The sequence below is a fragment of the Myroides odoratus genome (assembly GCF_001549985.1).
Lineage (GTDB): Bacteria > Bacteroidota > Bacteroidia > Flavobacteriales > Flavobacteriaceae > Flavobacterium > Flavobacterium odoratum_A.
The window spans coordinates 98,963-105,000 of record NZ_LROZ01000013.1; the positions used below are offsets into that span (position 1 = coordinate 98,963).

At 34.9% G+C, this 6,038-nt stretch carries 8 protein-coding genes (1 of these 8 cut by a window edge); 5 read left to right on the forward strand and 3 right to left on the reverse strand.

From position 1 onward, the window contains the following. Positions 1 to 352: 352 nt before the first annotated feature. The 3 genes from AWV75_RS13310 (at position 353) to AWV75_RS13320 (ending at position 3,058) form a co-directional block, all read left to right on the forward strand. Entirely contained in the window at positions 353 to 1,492 is a 1,140-nt protein-coding gene (locus AWV75_RS13310) for a hypothetical protein (RefSeq protein WP_060874842.1), read from the forward strand. 137 nt (positions 1,493 to 1,629) lie between these two features. Continuing rightward, the gene (locus tag AWV75_RS13315) at positions 1,630 to 1,989 is read left to right on the forward strand and encodes a T9SS type A sorting domain-containing protein (RefSeq protein WP_060874843.1); all 360 of its coding nucleotides are present in this window, start codon (positions 1,630 to 1,632) and stop codon (positions 1,987 to 1,989) included. An 85-nt stretch (positions 1,990 to 2,074) separates the two neighbouring features. Further along, a complete protein-coding gene (locus AWV75_RS13320; protein WP_002987951.1) occupies positions 2,075 to 3,058 on the forward strand; it encodes a LuxE/PaaK family acyltransferase in 984 nt (327 codons plus the stop codon). A 108-nt stretch (positions 3,059 to 3,166) separates the two neighbouring features. On the opposite strand, the gene AWV75_RS13325 is transcribed toward AWV75_RS13320, so the two are convergent. The 3 genes from AWV75_RS13325 to gldB form a co-directional block, all read right to left on the reverse strand. Then, positions 3,167 to 3,652: a hypothetical protein gene (locus tag AWV75_RS13325; protein ID WP_231738147.1), complete on the reverse strand. Its 486-nt coding sequence runs from the start codon at positions 3,650 to 3,652 to the stop codon at positions 3,167 to 3,169. Between the two features lie 162 nt (positions 3,653 to 3,814). Further along, positions 3,815 to 4,153, reverse strand: a complete 339-nt coding sequence (gene gldC / locus AWV75_RS13330; RefSeq protein WP_002987955.1) for a gliding motility protein GldC — start codon at positions 4,151 to 4,153, stop codon at positions 3,815 to 3,817. Next, positions 4,153 to 5,133, reverse strand: a complete 981-nt coding sequence (gene gldB / locus AWV75_RS13335) for a gliding motility lipoprotein GldB (RefSeq protein WP_060874845.1) — start codon at positions 5,131 to 5,133, stop codon at positions 4,153 to 4,155. The genes gldC and gldB overlap by 1 nt, the downstream gene beginning before the upstream one ends. Positions 5,134 to 5,204: 71 nt before the next feature. On the opposite strand from gldB, the gene nadE reads away from it, so the two are divergent. Together nadE and AWV75_RS13345 are read left to right on the forward strand one after the other, a co-directional pair. Continuing rightward, positions 5,205 to 6,008, forward strand: coding sequence for an NAD(+) synthase (nadE, locus tag AWV75_RS13340; protein ID WP_060874846.1), 804 nt, complete (start codon positions 5,205 to 5,207; stop codon positions 6,006 to 6,008). Between the two features lie 6 nt (positions 6,009 to 6,014). Beyond that, positions 6,015 to 6,038: the beginning of a hypothetical protein gene (locus tag AWV75_RS13345; RefSeq protein ID WP_060874847.1), read on the forward strand. The gene runs 438 nt beyond the window's last position; only the first 24 of its 462 coding nucleotides appear in the window; it begins with the start codon at positions 6,015 to 6,017; its stop codon lies off the right edge, out of view.

Here is a 6,038-nt window from a genome sequence, read left to right on the forward strand (position 1 = left end):
TTTATGGATGAGGGAAATGAGAAATGAGAAAACGAAATACAGTGGAAATTCATCAATCACTAAAAACAAATGGGACATTCGTAGAATAAATAGGCGAAAAATAAATTTGCATGGACAATCAAACTATTCGCTACTCCCTCTACTGGTTTATACTCCTATTTTAAAAAATATTTTCCAATCGTATACTATCAACTGTTAACCGCAAACCGTAAACTGTCAACCGAAATCCTTCATAACAATTCATTAATATTCCACTTTCATATCATAACAATTCAATGATAAAGTGCTAACCATCAGTTCATCTTAGTTGGCAATCTTTGTATCAGTTAAAATAAAATAACACAATTACTTTATGAAAAGATTATTCAAATCAGCATTATCGATCGCATTAGTATCCGCTTTATTTGTAAGCTGTGGATCAGACGACAATTCAAACGACAACGGAGGAGGTCCAAATCCAACAGAGAACATTGGACAAACATTGAAAAAAGGACAAACTCTTACTTTAGAGAAAAATAAAAAATATAACCTATCAACAAAATTAGTAGTTGAAGACGGTGCTATCTTAAACATTGAAGAAGGAGTTGAAATTATCGGAACAGGAGGAACATCTTCTTATATCGCAGTAGCACAAGGAGGACAAATCTTCGTAAAAGGGACCAATACAAATCCAGTTGTTATGACTGCTCTTGAGAAAAAAAGAGGAAGCTGGGGAGGTTTAGTAGTATGTGGGAAGGCTCCAATCAACAAAGCTAAAACAGCTACTGCAGAGGTTTCTGATTTAACTTACGGTGGAGATGTGACGAATGACAATTCAGGATCTATCCGTTACTTGAGAATTGAGTACGCTGGAGCGAACTTTAACAGTGAGAAAGAATTCAACGGATTATCATTATTTGGAGTTGGAAGCGGAACAAAAATCGAATATGTACAAGCACACGAAGGTTCTGATGATGGATTTGAGTGGTTTGGTGGAACAGTAAGTGCACAATACTTAGTATCTACTCATAACGATGATGATCAATTTGACTGGACAGAGGGATGGAATGGACAAGAGAATAAATTCTGGTATTCTAAACAAAGTGGAACAGCTGATAAAGGATTTGAAGCTGATAACAACGCTAAAACAAGAACAGCAGAGCCTTATTCTAACCCAACAATTGACGGAATTACATTAATTGCAGCGGTAAAAGGAGAAGGAACAGCAATGAAACTACGTGAAGGTACAAAAGGAAAAATGAAAAACGTAGTATTAAGTGGATGGAAAACAGCTTTCGACGTAGAGCATGATGAAACAATCGCGAATGTTGCTAATGGTTCATTATTAGTTAGCAATGTAAAACTAATCGATGTAACTGAAAAAGCGAAAGGTAAAAATACAGCAGGTGAGTCAGTAAATGTAAATGCCGTATTTGTTGAAGGAGAAAACCAAGGTGCTGGAAATAGTGCAAACGCTCCAGAATGGACAAAAGGCTGGACGTTAGGGTTATAAGAATCTAACTTTTTATACTTATAATTTACAATAAGTCATTAATTTATGTTAACAAAAAATATTTGCCCTAAAAAAGCAAATATTTTTTTTATCATATAAGAAATATTCACTACTTTTATAGTATTAATTTCATTTGGATGACTAAAAATTACTTTTATAACTATCTTTTTATTGCAGTCTTTGCGCTTATGACTAGCCTGAGCTTCGCTCAAGTTGGCTCATATACGGGGTCTGCTAATAAAGCAGCAGTTGTGAAAACAATTGAAGGTCTTTCTATTTACCCTAATCCAGTTCAAACAAACGGAAAGATTACCATAGAAACCAAAACAAATGAAGCGAAAGAAGTTGAGATTTACAACGTAATGGGCAAGAAAATTTTATCTACCCCACTCAACACTAAAGAACTCGTACTACCAAGTTCTATTACGGCAGGGATTTACATTATTAAAATTAAAGAAAATAATGCCACTGCAACGCGAAAGCTCATTGTAAAATAACAAATAAGTATACCCTATAAATCTAAAGCATCATTTCAACATTGATGCTTTTTTTTATTGTATTTTTGTACCAAATAATTGAATTGTGTTTACACCAGAAGATATCATTAGCATACAGACCCGAAAAGAGTTTCATAAAATAGCCATGAAAGTTTATCGCTATCAATATGAAAACAATCCGGTGTATCGTGAATTTTGTAACCTCATTCGAAAAACACCCACGGAAGTTCGAAGCTTAGATCAAGTTCCCTACCTTCCTATTGAGTTTTTTAAAAGCAAAGACGTACTGAGCAGTACAGCACCCATACAAACCACTTTTACAAGTAGCGGAACCACAGGAACCATCACAAGTAAACATCATGTGACGGACTTGAACTACTATGAGGAAAGCTTCAGAAAGGGTTTCTCTTACTTTTATGGTCCAATTGAAGATTATGTTGTTTTAGCACTATTGCCTTCTTATTTGGAAAGAGAAGGATCTTCTTTGATTTATATGGCCGATGATTTCATCAAACAATCTAGCCATCCAGAGAGCGGCTTCTACTTGCATAACTACGAAGAGCTCATTGCCAATCTAGAACTTTTAGATCGCGAAGGTAAAAACGTCCTTTTGTTAGGTGTGACCTATGCCTTATTAGACATTATTGAACAACATCAATTTGAGCTAAACAATACCATTATCATGGAAACAGGAGGTATGAAAGGGAAACGCAAAGAAATGATTCGCGAAGAACTACATGCCATTCTTTGCAAAGGTTTTGGCGTGACTAAAATTCACTCTGAATACGGAATGACAGAACTCCTTTCACAAGGCTATTCGTTGGGCGATGGCGTATTTCAATGTCCGCCTTGGATGGATATTGTTATCCGAGATCCCGAAGATCCATTTACATTATTGGATGTACATGGAAAAACGGGAGGCGTAAATGTCATTGATTTAGCCAATATCAATTCATGTTCTTTTATCGCTACTCAAGATTTAGGTAAGAAATACGAAGACGGCAGTTTCGAAATATTAGGGCGATTTGATCATTCCGATATTCGCGGCTGTAACCTTATGGTACTATAGTCAATCATAAAAACATAGCTTTCAAACCGATAAATGTATACCATTGTTTAAAACTAAAGTGTGCTATGAAACTTGCATGTTGTATTTTAATCTTACTCGTTATACATGCTATTTAAACAGGGCATTTAACCTCGTATAATCAACTTCGAAAATATCATTCACTTGTTCTACATGATCTAAATCTTTCATATAGATCGTATCAAAATCCTCTCCTTCTTCCTTCATTAATCGCAGCAATTCAATTGAAAACTCCTCTTTTCGGAGCCTTAAACTTTTGGATTTATCTCCTCCTAAATAATACAAAGGGTAATCGAGTCCAATTTTTTTCGACATATCAGCAATTAGATCGGGCATATTAGTAAGACCAATCACATAAATATCAATTTTAGAGCCATAGGTGTTAATTACCTCTTGATATTTTAATAAACTCTCTTCTCCCGTTTCACAGTTGGGATTCCAATACACGACAAAGGAAGGCCTATCCCTCTGCTCTATTTTATCGTATAATTCATTGGCCAATACCGCTTCTGGTTTATGTTGCGCTTGTATAAAAAAAGTAAAAAACACAAACATAGTTAAAAGTATATATTTCATAATATTGATCTAATTAAAAATATCTCACTAATATAAGTATACAGGTGTTACACTTATATGCCATAATAATGAAATAATGCATCAAGTCTCTATAAGTGTTAATGTCTTACTAATATATCCAACAACAAAAAGGGCGATTTATATTAAATCGCCCTTTTTGTACTATTTTTCAATCAAATCGGTTTTCTCAGCAAAATACTCGCAGAAATCGCGCATTGTTGCCGCCATTTTCTCATCTTCCGTTGCACGTTCATATGTGTCTGCCATCGCAACTAAAGTTTGATGAAAGAATTTTTTCATTTCATCTACGGGCATATCTTTCGTCCACAAATCAATTCGCAACGTTTCTTGTGCTGCATGATCCCAAATAGACAATAACATTGCTTTGGATTTTGCTCTGTCTACTCCACCATCTTTAGCCGTCCAAGTTAATTTATCTGGAACGCGATTTTCATCTAATTCTACTCTAATATTGATATCAGAAATGTGATTTTTACTCATTACTTCTTCGGTTTATACTTTGATTTTTCAAAAATATCTTTTGCAGGCATTGCAAAAAGTTCTTGCAAAGTTACGTTATTATTTTCCATAAATGAACGAACAATTTGCCAACCAATCCAAACCCCAACGCGTCCAGGAGAATCATTGTCAATATCCAAGTAAAACTTGCTAAATGGCGCAGGCTCGATAAAACGAGTCACGAGCTTCCCATCCGTATCAAAAAATAGCTGATTATCTACAAAATAGCGCCAAATCTGAGATTCATTTGCTTTACACCAATCCAATTGCTCTTTGGTATATGTGATTAATGTTTCTTTGGGTACTCCTGGCAACAATAATTCTTTTGTATACATCAACTTCCCTTGATGAACCATCGCGCCTAAAAACGTACGATCCATGGTTTTTGGCAACTTTTGAATGACAAAACTCTCTGCCATATCAGGTAAAATTTGAGACGATTCAAAAGTCGTTAACGTATACGCAGGAAATCCTTTATAGAAATGATGATCTTTCCCTAAATAGGTATCCAAACTAATCAAAGCTAGTGTATCCGCATAAATTGCTTTTGCAGCTACATCCACTTCTGAAATCAGTGTAATTACTTTCTTGTGATCTGATTCTTCAGGATAATAATATTTAATAGATTGAAACAGCTGTTTTAAATCTTCAGGTAACGATTTTAAATCACTGTATTGTTTCGTTACTTCTTGATACAGTTCTTTAAAAATGGTATCCTGCTTCTTTTCTAACCAAGCTTTATCAGGTACACTTGCTGGAAACAGGTATGGATATTTCTTTTTCAAGCCTTGGAACTCTTCATCCTTTCCGGTATAAAATTCTTGATCAAAACGAGCAATCGTAACATCCATGGGGATTTGTTCAACTTCTTTGTCTACTTTCGTTTTCGAATCACCACAACTCAGCACAAAAAAACTAGAAAGCACCAATAAGGATAAAGATATTTTATTAATTTTGAACATAGTATTCTTGAATTATTTTCTACTATCTACAAATATAAAAAGAAGAACTACATCTCAATCACAAATTTTCCATGATGAATCAAAACTTTCAAACCGAAGCAGTAACACAGTACATTGTTGAATGGCTCAAAAATTATGCACAAGAAAGCGGCATAAAAGGATTCACTATTGGAATATCTGGTGGAATTGATTCTGCAGTTACTTCCACCTTGTGTGCATTAACGGGATTACCTCTACTTTGTGTGGAAATGCCCATACACCAAGCGGCTTCACAAATTAGTAGAGCCAAAGAACATCTTGATTTTTTAAAACAAAATTTCAGTCAAGTACAGGCTGTTGAATCAGATTTAACATCAACTTTCGAATTGTTTAAACAACAACTCCCTACAAGTGATAATGAATCCCTATTAAACTTGACTTTAGCAAATACGAGAGCGAGATTACGCATGACTACCTTGTACTACTATGCCGGTATACACGGTTATTTGGTTGTAGGAACCGGCAATAAAATTGAAGATTTTGGCGTTGGATTTTTTACTAAATATGGAGATGGAGGTGTAGATATTAGCCCTATTGCCGATTTATTAAAATCTCAAGTCCGTTTAATTGGAGAACACTTACAAGTTCCACAAAGTATTATTCAAGCCAAACCTACAGACGGTCTATTTGGTGATGATCGCTCAGATGAAGACCAGCTTGGAGCCAATTATGATGAATTAGAACAAGCGATGCTAGCGGCAGAACAAGGAAAAAAAATAGAAGATTTTCAAGGAAGAGCAAAAGAAGTATTCGCTATTTACACAAGGCTTAACCGAATCAATCAACATAAAATAAATCCAATACCCGTTTGCACCATTCCAAACGAATTAAAATAAAAAGCCATGATAAAAAAAGCCTGTTTATAC

What these genes read in the sequence shown, in the direction of transcription:
- AWV75_RS13310 (WP_060874842.1), top strand. Translation starts at nt 353, where the DNA reads ATGAAAAGATTATTCAAATCAGCATTATCGATCGCATTAGTATCCGCT.
- AWV75_RS13315 (WP_060874843.1), top strand. Translation starts at nt 1,630, where the DNA reads ATGACTAAAAATTACTTTTATAACTATCTTTTTATTGCAGTCTTTGCG.
- AWV75_RS13325 (WP_231738147.1), bottom strand. Translation starts at nt 3,652, where the DNA reads ATGAAATATATACTTTTAACTATGTTTGTGTTTTTTACTTTTTTTATA.
- gldC (WP_002987955.1), bottom strand. Translation starts at nt 4,153, where the DNA reads ATGAGTAAAAATCACATTTCTGATATCAATATTAGAGTAGAATTAGAT.
- gldB (WP_060874845.1), bottom strand. Translation starts at nt 5,133, where the DNA reads ATGTTCAAAATTAATAAAATATCTTTATCCTTATTGGTGCTTTCTAGT.
- nadE (WP_060874846.1), top strand. Translation starts at nt 5,205, where the DNA reads ATGATGAATCAAAACTTTCAAACCGAAGCAGTAACACAGTACATTGTT.